The 14,743-nt window shown below is 46.6% G+C and carries 11 protein-coding genes; 7 read left to right on the top strand and 4 right to left on the bottom strand.

The window, feature by feature from the left end; translation table 11 throughout:
• The first annotated feature begins 1 nt into the window (after window position 1).
• Together AC0VXX_RS10205 and AC0VXX_RS10200 are read left to right on the top strand one after the other, a co-directional pair.
• The gene (locus AC0VXX_RS10205) at window positions 2–2,317 is read left to right on the top strand and encodes a marine proteobacterial sortase target protein (RefSeq protein WP_475514145.1); all 2,316 of its coding nucleotides are present in this window, start codon (window positions 2–4) and stop codon (window positions 2,315–2,317) included.
• Between the two features lie 2 nt (window positions 2,318–2,319).
• Window positions 2,320–2,952: a class GN sortase gene (locus AC0VXX_RS10200; RefSeq protein WP_475514144.1), complete on the top strand. Its 633-nt coding sequence runs from the start codon at window positions 2,320–2,322 to the stop codon at window positions 2,950–2,952.
• Window positions 2,953–3,022: 70 nt separating this feature from the next.
• Here the strand turns inward: AC0VXX_RS10200 and AC0VXX_RS10195 are convergent, their stop codons facing one another.
• From AC0VXX_RS10195 to AC0VXX_RS10180, 4 genes are all read right to left on the bottom strand, one after another.
• The gene (locus AC0VXX_RS10195; RefSeq protein WP_475514143.1) at window positions 3,023–4,042 is read right to left on the bottom strand and encodes a GGDEF domain-containing protein; all 1,020 of its coding nucleotides are present in this window, start codon (window positions 4,040–4,042) and stop codon (window positions 3,023–3,025) included.
• A 165-nt stretch (window positions 4,043–4,207) separates the two neighbouring features.
• Complete coding sequence (locus tag AC0VXX_RS10190) at window positions 4,208–6,832, bottom strand: PqiB family protein (RefSeq protein ID WP_475514142.1); 2,625 nt, start codon at window positions 6,830–6,832, stop codon at window positions 4,208–4,210.
• The gene (locus AC0VXX_RS10185) at window positions 6,819–7,451 is read right to left on the bottom strand and encodes a paraquat-inducible protein A (protein ID WP_475514141.1); all 633 of its coding nucleotides are present in this window, start codon (window positions 7,449–7,451) and stop codon (window positions 6,819–6,821) included. Before AC0VXX_RS10185 ends, AC0VXX_RS10190 begins: the two co-directional genes overlap by 14 nt.
• Window positions 7,444–8,058, bottom strand: a complete 615-nt coding sequence (locus AC0VXX_RS10180) for a paraquat-inducible protein A (RefSeq protein ID WP_475514140.1) — start codon at window positions 8,056–8,058, stop codon at window positions 7,444–7,446. Before AC0VXX_RS10180 ends, AC0VXX_RS10185 begins: the two co-directional genes overlap by 8 nt.
• Window positions 8,059–8,305: 247 nt before the next feature.
• Between AC0VXX_RS10180 and AC0VXX_RS10175 the strand changes: the two genes are divergently transcribed.
• The 5 genes from AC0VXX_RS10175 (at window position 8,306) to pepN (ending at window position 14,703) form a co-directional block, all read left to right on the top strand.
• A complete protein-coding gene (locus AC0VXX_RS10175; RefSeq protein ID WP_475514139.1) occupies window positions 8,306–8,590 on the top strand; it encodes a YebG family protein in 285 nt (94 codons plus the stop codon).
• Window positions 8,591–8,606: 16 nt separating this feature from the next.
• A complete protein-coding gene (locus AC0VXX_RS10170) occupies window positions 8,607–9,065 on the top strand; it encodes a GAF domain-containing protein (protein ID WP_475514138.1) in 459 nt (152 codons plus the stop codon).
• Window positions 9,066–9,348: 283 nt separating this feature from the next.
• A complete protein-coding gene (proQ, locus tag AC0VXX_RS10165) occupies window positions 9,349–9,990 on the top strand; it encodes an RNA chaperone ProQ (RefSeq protein WP_475516990.1) in 642 nt (213 codons plus the stop codon).
• A 31-nt stretch (window positions 9,991–10,021) separates the two neighbouring features.
• The gene (prc, locus tag AC0VXX_RS10160; protein ID WP_475514137.1) at window positions 10,022–12,067 is read left to right on the top strand and encodes a carboxy terminal-processing peptidase; all 2,046 of its coding nucleotides are present in this window, start codon (window positions 10,022–10,024) and stop codon (window positions 12,065–12,067) included.
• Window positions 12,068–12,141: 74 nt separating this feature from the next.
• Window positions 12,142–14,703: an aminopeptidase N gene (pepN, locus tag AC0VXX_RS10155; RefSeq protein WP_475514136.1), complete on the top strand. Its 2,562-nt coding sequence runs from the start codon at window positions 12,142–12,144 to the stop codon at window positions 14,701–14,703.
• Window positions 14,704–14,743: the final 40 nt, after the last annotated feature.

The following is a 14,743-nucleotide window of genomic DNA, read 5'->3' as shown; positions in this document are numbered from 1 at the left end:
CATGGATATTGGCTATTACCGTTCTACCCACCTTTGCCCCCTGAGGGGGGCTTTTTTATCTCAGGGGGCTGCGCGACTCAATCTTGTAGCGCTTTTATTATGGCTTAATCACCACAAATGGCAGCGCTGGCTAGCCCTGACGATGTGCACCACTTTAACCCTTAGTGGCCTATTGCCCCGCAGTGTGCTGGCGCAGTCTGATGATGAAACCTTATTGGGGAGCAGTCAGCTTATCTATTCATTATCTAGTCCTTCACCCGCGTCATCATCAGAGCCGTTAACTGAGTCAGCTAAGGCTTTATTATCCGGGACTTCACACCCCAATGCCTTCGCGTTCAGTGCATTGCCGATTGATACTCAAGTCGATATGCAGATATCGGGCTGGGTCAACCGAGTGCAGGTGAAGCAATTTTTTCGCAACGACACCGCTCAGTGGCTTAACGGCATGTACCTGTTTCCGTTACCCCACGATGCCGCCATCGACAGTATGACATTGCATATTGGTGAGCGACGCTTGCAAGGTGAGATATTTCCTAAAGCAGAGGCGAAACAGCAGTTTGAGCAGGCAAAAACCAGTGGGAAACAAGCTAGCTTACTCGAGCAGCAGCGGCCGAATATGTTTACCACCGAGGTGGCTAACTTAGCCCCAGGTGAAACCTTAGTAGTAGAGATTGCATATCAGCAATTGGTCAATTACCAAGCGGGGGAGTTTAGCTTACGTTTTCCGCTGGCGATCACGCCTCGCTACGATAATGTTCTCGCTGTGGCCTCATCCCCAGCTAATGGCAATGGTACTTATGCTCAAGCAAAGCTGTTAGCGGCAAAAAAAGCCGGCTCTGCGTCTTTGGTTGGCAAGGTTAGCCTCAATATTCATCTCGATGCGGGTCTACCTTTAGCCAGTATTGATGCGCCCTATCATAGGCTCAAGCAAGCGCCACTTGAACAGGGGGCTATGGCGCTGCAATTAACCCAGACTCTAGCGGCAGATAAAGACTTTGTCTTGCGCTGGCGTCCTGAACTGACACGAGCACCGACCGCCGTTGCTTTTGCTCAGTCGGGTAAAACTCACCGCCGGGCAACGGCTGAAGATAGAGTGCTTGCCGATAAGCAAGGTGGCGAAAATGACTATGCCATTGTTATGGTGATGCCGCCGCAAGCGGAGTACGCCGATAAGATGGCGCGGGAACTCTTGTTGGTGATCGACACGTCGGGCTCGATGCACGGCGATTCAATGGCGCAAGCTAAAAGCGCTTTGCAATATGCGCTCGCGGGGCTGACTCCAGCGGACACGTTTAATGTGATCGCGTTCGAATCGACAGTGCAGACATTATCGACATCTGCATTACCAGCCACGGCGACGAATTTAGGGTTGGCTAATCAGTTTATTCAACATCTCGTGGCCGATGGTGGCACCGAAATGGCCCCAGCGTTACTGCGTGCCTTTGCCCATTCGAGTCCATATGAGTTACAGCCATCAATTGATACTCGTCTTAAGCAAGTGGTGTTTATTACCGATGGCGCAATTGCTAACGAGCAGCAGCTGTTTGAGCTGATTGCCGATCATATTGGCCAGAGTCGTCTGTTTACTGTGGGGATTGGCGCCGCGCCTAATGGTTTTTTCATGCAACGAGCGGCGCAAACCGGACGTGGCACATACACCTATGTCGGCAAACTGGATGAGGTTAGCACGCAAGTTGGCCAGCTGCTGGCCAAGATCGAACATCCCTTGGTGAGCAATATCGATTTACGCTTGAGCGATGGCACTATTCCTGATTATTGGCCCGTTAATATTGGCGATCTCTATTTAGGCGAGCCTGTGATGGTGGCGGTCAAACTCAAATCGAATCAACATCAATACCAGAGTAATGAGCTTATCGTTTCGGGTAACTTTGGTGGCTCGCAGTGGCAACGGCGAGTCGCATTGCAACGCGATGATAAAACCAAAGGGCTTGATCTCATTTGGGCACGCAAACAGATTGCGGCGCTCATGCTGAGTAAAAATAGTAGTAATGTTGAGCGTATAAAGCGTCAAGTGACTCAAATCGCACTGGACCACCATTTGTTGAGCCCCTATACCAGCCTAGTGGCTGTCGATAATCGTATCGTGAGACCCGCAGAGCAAATGAGTCTTGATGGGATAGCCAGCACATTGCTGCCTCAAGCATCCATGGGGCAATGGCCGCAAACAGCCAGTGAGAGTCGGCTCTTTTTAGCCATTGGCAGCATGTTGCTGCTACTACTTGGTGCTTATTGGTTAAGTTATGCCGGTGTAATGCAGCGCGGCCTGTTGATGTGCTTGCAACGTATACGAGGGTAACCATGCCAGTACAGATAAGCGCTCATCGTCATCGCATCATGCTATTGGTTGGTATCGTTGCGATTGTATTATTGTGTAAAGGAGGCTATATGCAGGCGAAGGCACATTTTGCCCAATTTCTAATCGAGCAGGCGTGGAGCGATACCTTAAACGATGGTAAGCAACATAAGCCATGGAGCTGGGCCGACACATATCCAGTGGCTAAGCTGCAGTTTGTTTCAGGGCAGGGGCAATTGCAGGGACAAGCCTTATATGTATTAGCGGGCGCGTCTGGCAGAAACTTGGCGTTTGGTCCTGCCACGTTAATGGGGGCAAACCAACTTAATGGCTGGGGCAATACTGTGATTGCCGGCCATAGAGATACTCATTTTGCCCATTTAAAAGGGGTGCAACCTGGGCAGCGACTGCAGGTGCAAGATAGCTCGTCAACAACGATTGATTATCGGGTGGTGTCGATTCAAATAGTGGCCGAAGCTGATACTCGGCTGCTTGATGGGCAAGATGATTTGCAGCTAACCTTAGTCACCTGTTATCCATTTGACAGCTTGGGTGCGCAAAGTCGCTGGCGTTTTGTGGTGATAGCTGAGCCCGTGGCGGCAAAGCCACAAATACAGCTGGCGTCAGTTGCTGCTTAATTGATGTTTATTGCATTATGAGCGGCACTGCAGATTTATTTTCAGCGCCGCGTGTGGGGCTCATTTAGATTTAGATGGGCATCACGCGGTTACGCCCGAGTCGTTTGGCATCATAAAGAAAACCGTCACTGCGTTCAATTAGCTGGGCCGGACTATCTTGTTTCTGCCATTCGCTGACCCCAAAAGAGGCGGTAATGGTATCGATCAACTGGTCTTTACGACGATCTTTGATACTGACTTTTTCCAGTGAACGGCGCATGGCCTCGGCCAGATGTCGCGCTTTACGCTGGTGGCTTTTGGGGACTAAAATGGCAAATTCTTCACCGCCAAAGCGGTAAATTTTGCTGCCATCGCGGCACGCTTCACTTAGACGTTTAGCGACGGCCTTTAGGACGTTGTCGCCAAGTAGGTGACCATAGGTGTCGTTAAAGCCTTTAAAATGGTCAATATCGACCAAAATAAGGCAGGTGCCTTCAGGGGCTTGAGTGATAATGCCGGCCAAATCTTGATCGAACGCTCGGCGATTGAGCACACCAGTTAACGCATCATAATAGACATCTTTTTCTGAGCGTTTCAGCTGGCCGCGCAGGGCATCTATTTCTTGTTGTGCCTGTTGTAATTTGGCGGTAAAAAATTCGGTACTGGTGCGTATGTCATCAGACTCTTTCACTAAATTACGTACTAGCCCGAGAACTTTTTCTAGGCTGACCCCTTCCTCTTCAATGCGATTGAGTTGCTCGAAGTTTTGGTCTATCCGCTTTTGGAAGCCTTTGGCATCATGATTGGTATCTTTAAGCGATTGCGATAGTTCCAGTGTCATGGCCTCTAAGTTTTGTCGCATATCCAGTACATCGATTTCAACCGGATCAGACAAGTGCTCACGATACAGTAATTGAGCATTGACGGGGGGACAAGTTTGATACTGGGCCACGAGGTTATCCATTTTTTCAACTAATACCGGATGTTGCTCACCCACATAGGCGTACCATAATGCGTAATTTGTCGGGGTGGTGGGGATCTGATGTTTTAACATCAGTGGTACTGCTTTTTTTAGGTTGATGGCTGCTGTACGCAGCAGATCTTTTGACATGGTGAAAGCTTCCTCGCGGTACTGAACATCTCTATTGTTACTGACCATTTATTGAGTTTCAGTTTACGCAATATTCATTGGTCTAGTCGCGATATGAGTCGCATTAATGCCTCGCAACCGCGAGGCTCGTCCCTCGGTTCATTTATGTTAGTTGCTTAATGATGATTATGGATTGGGCTGTTGATTTGGCGCCCAATTAAGCCAGTCAGTTTGTGGTTTGTCATGTAGGGTAAAAGCCTGATTGCTGCTCAGTCGATTGGCTGGACCGGTCACCGCTTGTGTCGCGACCCCGATACCGCCAGTGAGTATGGTCTCAAGTGATCCTGTTTCTATTTGAGCGCCAGAAAATAGACCGACATCGACCTTGATGCCTGACATATCCCAAAATTGACTGCTTTGATTGACTAAATGTTGATAGCGCGTATCGATTTGTGCTCGCATGTTGACCTCAGTTCCGTTGTTTGATAATTGGTAATGGGCTATTTCACCAATCTTAATGCCGCGAAAAATAATGGGGCTGCCTATTTTTATGGAGCCTAAATTGCTGTCGATAAGGGTCACCTGCAGCGAACCATCATCTAGTTGCACTGGGTTGTCGGTCAGGCCAATAAAATGCTGACTTAACTGTTGGCTATTACCAGGAAGGACTGCCACGTATGGGCCGGTAAGTAGGGTTTCAGCCGCCTGAATGCCAGATAACGAAATCTGCGCATCGACTAAAAAATATTGCGCATCTTGGTGGGTAAATGCCTTGGCATAATCCCCATAAAGATAAGCATCGACACTGACCGTACTGAGATCGTCATTGAGTTTAACCTGCTCGATTTCACCCACCTGATGACCTAAATAGCGAATAGCTGCCTTAGCCGCTAACTTAGTTGTGGCGGGAAAACTAAGTGTGATAGGGGTTGCTTTGGCTAAAGCAAGCGCCTTAGAGCCATATAAGTGTTGGCGATTAACAGCATTATCGCTATCGAGTAGGCCTAAACTTACGCTGCCTTTGATAGCCCCATTCAAAGGCGCTACCTCTACATTGACGCCCCGTAGGCTGGCATCGACAGTCAAGGCGCTGTTACGCCAAAACACAGTTTTAGGGGTTAACAGTGAGTCAAATTGCTTATCAATTCCTAGGGTGATGGCAAAATTGTTGCTCTGCGGCTGCCAAGCCACATTATGCACTTGGCCAATTTGCATCTTTTTAAAATAGAGCGGTGATGTCGCACTTAAATCGGCGCCGTCTGGGCTCAACAGGGTGATGCGTCGCTGAGCCGCTAGGCTGATGGTTTCCTTTGCCTGTTTCTGCGAGCTAAATAAGGCTAAGGTAGTGTGCTCTTTTACTGGGGTTAAAGATTTGCCTTGAATTAAACTGATCGCCCCTTGGGTGAGTGTGCCTAAGTCACGGGTTTTGACCGTTACACCCTCGATTGATGCGTCAATAGCTAATGCTGATTCAGGAATGAAATAACTACCAGATGAGATAAGATTTTGATACTCAGGCCATATTTCTATTGAATATTCGACGCCACTGTAATCTTGCTTAAACCGAACGGCGCTGACACTGCCAATAGGTAACTGTTTAAACCGAACCTGTGCTCCAATGTTGATGCCCGGGTTTTCGCTGGCCGTTAATGTCAACGCGAAAGGTTGGTTATGTAATGGCGGGGCGCTATCGAGTAGTGGATACTGTGCTAAAGGCTCACCTGTACCGGGCATAAAATTGATCACGCTACCTGTGAGTAAGCGTGCGGCATGCTTGATACCCTGTGTCGATATGTCGGCGCCTTCGACCCAAAATTGTGCAGTGCCACTCAAGAGGTGGGCATAATCGGTATCGAATGTTGCATCAAATAGGACGCCAGCGTCACTTAAATGTGTGTGGGTTACGCGGCCAATCTCTATGCCACGAAATACAATGCTTGCACCCGTTTGAATGGCATCGGCGTCACTGGCCAGCAGTGAGAACCCCACGCCACCAATGGCGGCATCTTTATTATCAAAAATTGTATAGTGTTGATTTGGCTCGGCTTGGAGACCATTAGGATCAGAGGAAAAGCTGACGCCACCGGCTAAAATGGCTGACAGACTCTCTGTTTTCACCTTGATACCCGACAGTGATGCATCGACGGCTAAACCTGAGACGTTCCAGAATTGCGAGTTTTGTTTCACTAAATGTGTGTACTGCTTCTGTATATAAGCATTAAGTAAGATACTGCTGTCATTGACTAAGCGATAACTGAAAATTTTACCGACAGGTATTTGGCGATAAAAGATTTGCGAGCCTATATCGAGCGAGCCTAAGGTTGGGCTACTCAATTGCACCATTAAACCGTCGGATCCTGGTGCGACTGGCGGGGCCTGATCTTCGGCGATAAACTCACTGCGATCATTGCCATCACCAGGTTGAATGGCGATATAGTTACCGGAAAAAAGCGCATCGAGCCCCTCAACACCTGTGATTGAGGCTTTAGGAGTGACCAGCCAAAATTTGGTGTTGTCTTTTAAAAATGGGGTGGAACGATAATCCATCAACAGATCGACATTCACACCTTGCAGAGCATCATCGATACTAATGTCGACCACTTTACCGACGGTCAAACCTTGATAACGTACTAAGGTTTTACCGACATCGATACCTGTGGCACTTGGAAAATGGATACGCACATCGATACCCGATTCTCGGATACTCTTAACGCCCAGCCAAGCGCCCAGCACTAGCGCTATGATAGGTAACAGCCAAATTGGCGAAAATAACTTTTTCTTTACCACTTTAGGTGTTTCAATTTTTGTCATCTTTCGCTTCCAATCGGTCCCAGAGTAAACGCGTGTCTAATACTTTCGCCGCCAGTTGTGTCAGTAAGACCACTAATGCAAAGGCCGTTGCAGCAGGGGCGGGTTTAGCATCAAATATCTGCCCCATATTAACTAAGGCTGCCGTTATCGATATAACAAACAGATCCAACATTGACCAGCGGCCAATCCATTCAATGATGTGAAAGCCTGTCATTAATGTCTTTTTTGAAATGGGTAAACGATAACTCATGGCAAGCAGATAGGTCGCCAACCCGATAATTTTAAGCATTGGCACTAGAATACTGGCGGTAAATAAAATGATAGCAATAGGCCATAAGTCTAAATGGATCAAATGATTAATACCGCTAAATATGGTGTCTCGGCGAACTTGGCCTTGGCTTGTCATAACTGTAATAGGATACAAGTTGGCTGGCACTAACAAAATGGCGGCGGTGATCAGTAGTGCCCAGCTTTTTTGGATGCTGGCATAATCTCGGCTCTGCACCCGTTGACCGCAACGTTGGCAATAGTTATCTTCAATTCGGCAAAGTTTGGCGCAAGTAGGGCAACTGGTGATCCCCGCAGCTTGTCCTTGCGAGTTGCTGTGAGTGTCATTCATTGAGCTGGTTCCACATATGCTCGATATCGTATTCACGCTGCAAGAAAATCACCACAATAAATAAAATACTGAAACAGAATGTCCCTATACCAAAATAGAGGTCGGTGTAGTCGGAGAGTTGAAACACTGAAACAAAGATACTAATCATATATATCTCCAGCATAGTCAACTCAGTCAACAGGCTATGCCAGCGCAGCAGGTGTCGGTAAATATTACGAAAAAAGGGATTTTTCATTTGATACTTAACGATTAAAATTTGTGCCAATACAGACAAAATGAGTAAACCAGGAGCGATAACCGCGGCCACTAAAACAGCAATACCGACCACCCAATACCCTTGAGATGCCACCGACATAGCGCCTTGAATCACGGTTGTGGTGCGTACACTCCCTAAAAAATGTAACTCTAATACAGGGAAAATGTTAGCCGGAAAATACAGTACTAAAGCAGTAATACATAAGGCGAGCATACCATTGATGGAGCAATATGGGGTGTCGTACAAATTACTATGGCAGCGAGGACAGAGGGCTCTTACCCCAATAGGTAACGCCCGCTTGCTGACGATTAAGTCACACGAGCGGCACAGGATAATGCTCTTGTCTAACACGTTTCTATCGGAAGTAATGATGGATATTCCTATCGTTTGGGGCGGGTGAAATACATTATTGCCCCCTATTCTTCAGATCCAAAAAGCCGTTGTTTTTGCAAGTCGTTACCATGTTGCTTCAGTGTCAGTGAAGTCATTGATAGCAAAATAATAGAACAAGATTCTATCAGATAAATTTGAACACTTGCATAACAACTTGTATTTATGAGATTCTACAGCTGTATATAAAAACAGTATGAGGGCAGGCATGGCAGTTATAACGAAATTTGTCGTAGTTAGAGAAGGGGTAGAGAAGATGACATTCACATCTAAAAAAGAGGCCGATGCCTTTGATAAGATGCTCGATATCGCAGACAATCTTCTTCCTTTTATCGAACAGGCTCAGTTAGGCCTCGATGACGATGCACTGGAAAAATTCAGCTTTTATTTAGCTGAAAATAAAGATCAACTGATGGGCTTATTAAAGGGCGGATCGGTAACCAAACCGGCAGCTGTAAAAAAAGCCAGTAAAAAAACTGAATCAAAAGCATAATTTATTAGGACACTCTATGACCTCTGTGTGTTATGACACTTTAGCTCGCCAAACCGAAGCGTTATTTAGCGGCGAAGACAACCTTATCGCAGCCATGGCCAACTTTTCCGCATTAATTAATGACAACCTTGACGATATCAATTGGGCTGGATTTTATCTGGTTGAGGGCGAACAACTGATATTAGGGCCTTTCCAAGGTAAAGTGGCTTGCACTCGTATTCCTATGGGCAAGGGGGTTTGTGGTACAGCAGCGCAAACCAATACCACGCAACGTGTCGCCGATGTACATCAATTTGCCGGTCATATAGCCTGTGATTCGGCGAGTAATTCAGAAATTGTCATCCCATTAAGACGTAATGGCCAAGTGATCGCGGTTCTCGATATCGATAGCCCATCTTTGGCGAGATTTGATCAAGTCGATGAAAATGGCCTTGAATTAGTAGTAAAAAGTTTGGAAAAGGCTTTATTTGCTTAAACTAACACCAATTTTGCGCAATTGATGGTCGCATTCGTATCTAGCAGGCTTATAATAGGCTGCTTGACGAACATCAAAAACGCTGGGGAATATTTCATTGCTTGAAATGAATACTTGGCGTTTGTTAAGTGTAATTGATAAGGTATGTTGGACGAAACGCTAACGGGTGTATCTACGCTAGGTAAGATCACGCCCGTTAACTGCATCCAACAAATATGAACGACACGCCCACCAACACATGTTTGGTGTGGTGATAGTCCCTTTTTAAACTGTGGAAGTAATGATGGAATCAACAGAAAAGTTGACCGACACCAACGCTATTCTTGCGTATTTATATGAAACATTTCCTTTGTGCTTTATTGCTGAAGGTGAAACTAAACCCCTTAAAATTGGATTGTTTCAGGACTTGGCTGAAAGGTTAGCTGATGATTCTAAAGTCAGTAAAACTCAATTGAGAATTGCCTTACGTCGCTATACTAGCAGTTGGCGCTACCTGAAAGGTATCAAAGCTGGGGCAAAGCGTGTCGACCTTGATGGCAACGAATGCGGTGAGCTAGAGCAAGAGCATATCGATCATGCACAAGCTACACTGAAAGAGAGTCAAGAAAAAGCCAAGGCTAAACGTTTAGCGAAAGCGGCGGCTAGCAAAGGCGAAAATACTCAGCCTAAGGCTGAAAAAAAGCCCTTTAAAAAGCCAGCGCCTAAGCGCAAGCCTGCGGCGGCTAAAGTGGCAAAACCTGACGTTGCAGTACAGAATTTGACACCTGCAGTTTTAGGCGAGTTGAAACCAAATCAACGCGTCAATGTCAAACTTGGTAAATCACCAGTAGCGGGTGTCGTACTCGACATCAAAAAAGAAGATATACAAGTGCAGTTAGATTCAGGATTAACCATTAAAGTGAAGGTTGAACATATCCTGCTATAACTGTTCTATTGTACAAAGGAGTAACTTGTTGATGCGAAAACTAACTCTGGTAGCTTCAATTGCCAGCATTTTTGTAGGATTCTCGGCTTGGGCATTGACGCCTACAATTCCATCAAGCGAGTTGCCCTCTTTGAATCAAGAGCCACAGCATAAAGTGGCGAGTAAGCGAGTGGCGGACACCTATGCACGTAATCATTATCATCGTTTTAACTTTGATGATGCCTTTGCTATGCAGGTGTTCGACCGCTACTTAAAACAACTGGATTATCGCCGTAATGTGCTATTACAAAGCGATATTGACAGTTTTAAGGTCTATGCTACCGAATTTGATGACATGCTTAAGAGTGGCGATTTAGCCGCTGCGTATAAGATGTTTGACTTGGTTCAACAGCGTCGATATGACCGTTTCGCCTATGCGTTAGCCCTGCTCGATACCGAGATTGATTTTAATGTCCCTGGTGACAGCTATCAATACGATAGAGAAGAGGCTGCTTGGCCAAAAGATGAAGCCGAACTCAATGAGCTATGGCGTCAGCGGGTCAAATACGATGCCCTCAACCTCAAACTCACCGGTAAAACGTGGGATGAAATTGTTGAAGTGCTAGAAAAGCGTTACAACAACGCCATCAAACGCTTGAGCCAGACTAAGAGCGAAGATGTATTTCAAGGTGTGATGAATGCCTTTTCTCGCTCGGTTGAACCGCATACCAGTTACCTTTCCCCGCGCAACGCTGAGCGTTTCCAAATGGAAATGAACCTAAGCCTTGAAGGCATAGGCGCGGTGCTGCAGATGGATGAAGATTACACCGTAATAAAAAGTTTAGTTGCTGGTGGCCCTGCGGCCAACAGTGAAAAACTCTCCCCTGAAGATCGCATCGTTGGTGTTGGCCAAGAAGGTAAAGAGATCGTCGATGTGATTGGCTGGCGTCTCGATGATGTTGTTGAACTCATTAAAGGCCCAAAAGGCAGTAAAGTGGTGCTGCAAGTCTTACCTAAGAAAGGTGGCTCTTCAGCTAAACCCACTTATGTGACGATAGTTCGCGATAAGATTCGGCTAGAAGATCGCGCAGCGACCTCTGAGGTGATTGAGCCTTCAAGCGGAGATTATGCTGGTCGCAAAATCGGTGTCATTAAGATCCCAGGCTTTTACATGAACCTGTCGCAAGACGTGTTTAAAGAGCTGACCAAACTGAAACAAGAAAATGTTGAAGGCGTCGTCATTGATCTGCGTGGCAACGGAGGCGGCGCGTTAACCGAAGCTACCTTGTTAACCGGCTTGTTTATTGAACAAGGTCCTGTGGTGCAAATTCGTGATGCCAACGGTAGAGTTTCACAAAACCGTGATAATGATGGTCGGGTTGCTTATGCAGGTCCACTGACAGTGATGGTCGATCGCTATAGCGCTTCTGCATCTGAAATTTTTGCCGCGGCGTTGCAAGATTATGATCGCGCACTTATCGTTGGTGAGTCGACTTTTGGTAAAGGCACAGTGCAGCAGCATAAAAGCCTCGGGCGTATCTATGATATGTACGATAAGCCGATTGGGCATGTGCAATATACCATCGCTAAGTTCTACCGCATCGATGGCGGCAGCACCCAAATTAAAGGTGTCACACCCGATATTCCGTTCCCTAGTGCCTTAGAGCCGGGCGAATATGGCGAAGCCGAAGAAGATAATGCATTGCCGTGGGACAAGGTGCCGATGGCACAATACAGCACGCTAGGCGACATCAATCCAAACTTAGTGGTTAACTTAGATGGTCGTCATCAACAGCGTATTAAACAAGATGTAGAATTTAGCTATATTTATCAAGATATTGCCGAATTTAAGAAAAGTCATAAAGAAACCAGTGTCTCCTTAGTGGAAAAAGAGCGTATTGCAGAACGTGAGGCTAGTGATAGTAAGCAGTTAGCACGTTTAAACGAGCGCCGCGCTGTTAAAGGCCTAGCACCATTGACATCGCTCGACGATGCCGACGATGAGATGGCGTTACCCGATGCATTCTTAGATGAAACCGTGTTTATCACTCTCGATATGGTAGATATGGAGCAAGTGGCTAAAAATCAGTCTAAGTAAACGGCTGGTTATAATAAAAAACGCGCTATTGGCGCGTTTTTTTTATCAAATTTTAAGTGACAAGAGGAACTGTGATGACGCAAGTTCAAGCGAAATACCTAAAAGATTACCGCGCACCAGATTATACCATTAGCCATGTAGCGCTTGATTTTGTGTTGGCTGGCAGTGATACCAGAGTGACGGCAACCAGCCAAGTGCGTCGTCTAAATGACAGCGCGACTTCCTTACGACTCGATGGTGAAGCGCTGTCGATTGAGGCCTTGACCGTCAATGGCAACCCTTATCCTTATCAAGTCCAAGATGGTCAGCTGTTGCTGGAAAATCTAGCCGCTGAGTTTGAACTGCAAGTGATCACCCGCCTTGATCTAGGGGCGAACTCAGCCCTTGAAGGCCTTTATATGTCCGATGGCGCCTACTGCACTCAATGTGAGGCGCAGGGGTTTAGACGCATCACTTATTTTCTCGACCGCCCAGATGTGTTAGCGATTTACACTGTGCGAGTGGAAGCCGACAAGCAAGCGTTTCCTTATTTGCTCAGTAACGGTAATAAAGTAGAGGCTGGCGACCTTGATGGTGGTCGTCATTTCGTCTGCTGGCAGGATCCGTTTCCAAAACCTGCTTATTTATTTGCTCTGGTAGCTGGTGATTTCGACCTGCTTCAAGACAGTTTTGTGACCAAAAGTGGTCGCGAAGTTGCACTGCAAGTTTTTGTGGATAAAGGTAACTTACATAAATCCCATCATGCGATGGCATCACTTAAAAAGTCCATGGCTTGGGATGAGCAGCGTTTTGATTTGGAATACGATCTCGATATCTACATGATTGTTGCGGTCGATTTTTTCAATATGGGCGCCATGGAAAATAAAGGCCTAAACGTATTTAACACCAAGTACGTGTTGGCCGATACCGCATCGGCAACGGATGATGATTATCATGGCATTGAATCTGTAGTGGCCCATGAGTATTTCCATAACTGGACCGGTAATCGCATCACTTGTCGTGATTGGTTTCAATTAAGCTTGAAAGAGGGGTTAACCGTTTTTCGGGATCAAGAGTTTAGCTCAGATGTTGGTTCGCGCGCGGTTAACCGTATTCATGCGATTAAGATCATTAAAAACCAGCAATTTGCCGAAGACAGCGGCCCTATGGCTCATGCCATTCGTCCCGAATCTGTAATTGAAATGAATAATTTTTATACCGTGACTGTGTATAACAAGGGGGCTGAAGTGATCCGCATGATGCACACCTTGTTAGGTGAAACCGGCTTTCAGGCAGGGATGAAATGTTATGTTGAACGTCATGATGGTCAGGCGGTCACCTGTGACGATTTTGTGGCGGCGATGGAAGATGCCAGCGGTGTCGATTTAAGCCAATTTAGACGTTGGTACAGTCAATCGGGAACGCCCTTAGTCACAGTCAAAGAGGAATATGATGCTGGGGCGAAGCAGTATCGCTTACATATTTCGCAGCGTACATTGCCTACTGCAGAGCAAGCAGAAAAATGGCCGTTACATATTCCGTTTGATCTCGAACTGCTGAGCGCCGAGGGTGAATCGATACTCAATCGGGTACTCAATGTCACACAAGCAGAGCAGACTTTTGTGTTTGATGATCTGCCAAGTGTCCCTGTACCGTCGTTATTACAAAATTTCTCGGCGCCAGTAAAATTGCTTTTTAACTACAGTATTGAGCAGCTGCTCCACTTAATCCGTTTTGCCTCGAGTGAAGTTGCTAAATGGGAAGCATCGGTGACCTTATTTAGCCAGTCTGTGTGGCACAATGTGGCTAGCCTTCAAGCAGGTCAAAGCATGCACATCGACAGCCGTTTAATTGATGCAATAAAAGGCTTATTGCTGGAGCCGGATCTCGATCAGGCCTTACTGGCCGAAATACTACATTTTCCCAATCTGTCGACCCTGATTGAGCAAGTCAATGAGGCTGATATCGATGCCTTGTCGATGGCGCGTACATTCGTGCTTGAAGAGATAGCCTGTGGCTGTGAAGATGAGTTATTGGCTCGATACCGAGAGCTGGCGGCGATTGATGCACCTGCGGCGCGTTCGCTTAAGAATGCGGCCTTGCTATTATTGCTTAATGTGTCAGATGAACATCAAACCTTAGCCGAAAACCAATATCGTCATGCGACTAATATGACTGACAGTTTAGGTGCGTTAACGGCGCTCAATAGTGAAGCCAGTGTGCTTAGACAAACGCTGCTAGATGATTTTCAGCAGCGTTGGTCTCAAACGCCTCTGGTGATGGATAAATGGCTGACGTTACAAGCCACTTGTACTGGAGATGAACGCATCGACGCGATTAAAGCCCTGATGCAACACCCTGCTTTTAGCCTGTCAAATCCTAACCGTGTTCGTGCGTTAATTGGAGCGTTTGCGGCGGCAAACTTAGCGGTATTCCACCGTCAAGATGGTGCAGGTTATCAATTATTAACTGATGTCATTATTGAGTTAAATACGCTTAATCCGCAGGTTGCGGCGCGCATTATTACGCCGTTAATACAGTTTAAGAAGTTTGATGAGAGCCGGCAGGTATTGATGAAGCAGTCATTGCAGCAAATACTCGCCTTACCGCAACTATCTAACGACCTGTTTGAAAAAGTGACCAAGGCGCTAGCCTAAACCTTAAGCGACGAGGCAGTGTCTGCCTCGTCATTTCTGT

The sequence above is a fragment of the Shewanella sp. QJM3NY_23 genome (assembly GCF_056173105.1).
Note: the sequence above shows the minus strand (reverse complement) of the source record. Positions and strands in the feature narration are given on the sequence as shown.